The following is a 3,521-nucleotide window of genomic DNA, read 5'->3' as shown; positions in this document are numbered from 1 at the left end:
CTCAGCGGGCTGGTCCGGATCGATCGGCACATACCCGCCACCGGACTTGACCACCGCGTAGATCGCCACCAGCAAATCCAACGAGCGGCGCATCCCGATGCCCACCAACGACTCCGGGCCCACCCCGGCATCGATCAGATACCGGGCCAACCGGTTCACCCGCGCATCGAACTGCGCATACGTCAACGACTCACCCTCGAACACCAACGCCACCGCATCCGGTGTGCGCGCCACCTGGGCGTCGAACAACCCGACGAGGGTGGTATCCGGCACCTGGTGGCCGGTGTCGTTCCAGGTGTCGAGCACCAATGCCCGTTCACCCGGGGTGAAGAGGTCGAGGGCACCGACCTTGGTGTCCGCGGCGGTGGCGATGGTCTCGAGGATCCCGGTCAAGCGGGCGGCGAGCGTACCGACGGCGGCGCGGTCGAACAGGGCCGGCTGGTACCGCAGACTCAACCGCAGGTGTGGTTCGAGGAACGACAGCAACGTGAGCGGATAGTGGGTGGCATCGCGGGCATCGAGGGCGGTGACCCGCATGCCGGCGATATCGGTGTCCTCGCCGAAGCCGGTCTTGTCGATCGGGTACGACTCGAACACCGACAGGGTGTCGAACAGGTTCCCCAGACCGGCACGTGACTGGATATCGGCGAGCCCCGTGTGATGGTGGTCGAGCAGGGACGCCTGCTCGACCTGCAACCGGGTGAGCAACTGCGCCAACGTCTCGTCCGGGTTCGGTTGCACGCGCACCGGCAGTGTGTTGATGAACAACCCCAGCATGCTCTCCACATCGGGCAGCTGCGGCGGACGGCCGGAGACGGTGGCGCCGAAGACGATGTCGTCGCGGGAGAGCAGCCGGGACAGCAGCAGCCCCCATGCCGCCTGAATCACGGTATTCATCGTGATCCCGAGGCGTGAGACCAGCACACCCAGTTCCTCGATCACCTTGTCGGGCAACGTGATATCGACTTCGGCAGGCACCTCGTTCTGGTCCGGGGACGCGCCGGGGGCCAACAGTGTCGGCTCCTCGAGTCCGTCCAGGGCGCGTTCCCACGCGCGGGCAGAGGAGTCGGCGTCCCGCTTGGCAAGCCATTCGAGATACGTCCGGAACGTGCGCGGTTCCGGACTACCCGCGCCAGACTCGCCCGTGGCGTAGCGCACCAGCAATTCGCGGACCAGCAGTGGCATCGACCAGCCGTCGAGAATGATGTGGTGGTTCGTCATCGCCAGCACGTACCGGTCCGGTGCCGTGCGGATCAACATCAGCCGCAGCAGCGGCGGCCGGGCGAGATCGAAGCGGGCGATCCGATCCTCGTCGAGGAGCCGGGCGAGCTCGGTGTCGACGGCGGACCCGTACGCGGTCAGATCGACCTCGCGCCACGGGACGTCCACGTCGTCGACAATCAGTTGCGCCGGTGCCCCGGCCTCGTCGTAGACAAAGGCGGCCCGCAGGCTCGGGTGGTGGCCCAGCAGACCCGCGGCCGCGGCACGCAACCGTGTCGTGTCGACCGTGCCTTCGAGGTCGAGGCGCAGTTGTGCCGTATAGGGGTCGATCGTCTCGGCGGTGAGGGTCGCATGGAACAGCAGCCCGGACTGCAACGGCGACAGCGACCACACGTCCCGCAGCACCGGATACCGTCGTTCCCAGCGCTCGATCTGCGGCTGGTTCACCGACACCAGTGGCAGGTCCGACGGTGTCAGGCCGCCCGCGCTGGGCAGCACGGCGTGCGTGGCGAGCCCGTCGAGGGCACGGCGCCACAGGTCCGCGAGGGCGGCGACGTCCGCGTCGCGCAGAACTCCTGTCGGGTACGCGAACGACGCCGTCAGCCGGGGACCATCCGGGCCGTCGACGACGAGGGCGTTGATGTCGATGGCAGCGGCCACCGCCATATCGGGTCCACTGGCAGCGAGCAGGTTCGGCGCGTGCGGGTCGGGGATCCAACCGATCTCGCGCAGTTCCCCGGTGTGCTGCCCGCCCTGTCGGCCGAGGTAGTTGAAGCTGATCTGCGGCGCCGGCAGTGCGGCGAGGATCGGCCGGGTGGTGTCGTCGAGTTGCCGGAGCACACCGAAGCCGACACCCCGGGCGGGAACCACGGCAAGTTGTTCCTTCACTGCCTTGATCAGGACACCGGCGGCGTGTCCGCCTCCGAAGACCTCGGCCAGGTCCATCCCCGGCACCGTGAGCCTGACCGGGAAAACGCTGGTGAACCAGCCGACGGTGCGGGCAAGATCCGCGCCCGCGACCGCCTCCTCCTCCCGCCCGTGTCCCTCGAGCGTGAGCAGCACCGAGTGTTCGTCGGCGCCACCGGCCCGTCGCCATTCCACCACTGCCAACGCCAGCGCCGTAAGAAGTCCGCCGTTGACACCGCCGCCGAAGACGTCGGGTAGCTGTGCGAGCACTGCGTCGGTCACCGCGGGGCTCACCTCGATGTGGACCCGCTCGGTGGTGCGCATCGTGTCGATGGCGGGCTCGATCGCCCGCGCGCCGATCAGCGGGTCACGGCCGCCGAGAACGTGCTGCCAGTGCGCCAGCTCACCGATGTGCGCGCCGGTATCCACAGAGTCTCGGACTCCGTGTGCCCAGCGGCGGAAGGAGGTGCCCACCGGGGCCAGGGCCGGGGGCTGCCCGGCGCTCAGTTGCAGCCATGCCGTCGCGAGGTCCGGCAGCAGCACCCGCCACGAAACCCCGTCCACCACCAGGTGATGCGCCACGATCAGCAACCGCCCGCGCACCCCCGCCGATCGCGGAGCCAGCCACACCAGTTGGATCATGATCCCGCGTTCGGGATCCAGGCGCCGCGCCGCCGCCGCACCCTCGGACACCACCAACTCGTCGAATGTGAGGGAACCCGGCGCAGCCGTCGTGGGGACCCGCGACACCAGGCGATCAGCCGAAACACCCTCGGCGGGAGTTGTTTCGAATACCCAGGTGCTTCCCTCGGTATAGAACCGCGAACGCAACATGTCGTGGCGCCCGAGCACCGCCGTCAGCGCCGCCCTCAGCCGGTCTTCGCCGGCGTCGGCCGGCGCGGTCAGCAGCAGCGCCTGACTGAAGTCGTCGAAGGAGCCGCGCTCGAGCATCTCATACATGATCGGGGTCAACGGGATCCGGCCGACACCGCCGCCCTCGAACTCCTCGAGGACCTCGGTGCCCGGCTCCACCGTCTCCGCTGCCCCGGCGATCCCGGCGATAGTCTTGTGCTCGAACACCGCCCGTGCCGTGAAGCCGAGCCCGAGACTCTTGGCGCGGGAGGCGATCTGCATCGCAACAATGCTGTCGCCGCCCAACGCGAAGAGCGAATCGTCCACACTCACCCGTTCGAGCCCTAGTACGTCTGCGACGAGGCCCGCCAGCAGTTCCTCCGCTTGCGTCGACGGAGCGCGGAATGTGTGTTCGGCAGAGCCGAACTGCGGCGCAGGCAGAGCACCGCGGTCGAGTTTGCCGGCGGGCGTCACCGGTACCTCGTCGAGTTGCATCACCACGGCGGGCACCATGTGTGAGGGCACCATCGTGGCGACCCCCT

Annotated in this window: 1 protein-coding gene; it reads right to left on the bottom strand. The window is 68.6% G+C overall.

Translation table 11 applies throughout. From position 1 onward, the window contains the following. On the bottom strand, positions 1-3,507 hold a 3,507-nt coding region (locus RM2_RS22785), incomplete at its 3' end, for a condensation domain-containing protein (protein WP_245814107.1). Positions 3,508-3,521 lie beyond the last annotated feature (14 nt).

Source organism: Rhodococcus marinonascens NBRC 14363 (genome assembly GCF_001894885.1).
GTDB lineage: Bacteria > Actinomycetota > Actinomycetes > Mycobacteriales > Mycobacteriaceae > Rhodococcus_F > Rhodococcus_F marinonascens.
The sequence above is the reverse complement of the archived record's forward strand: the minus strand, read 5'-3'. Positions and strand labels throughout refer to the sequence as shown.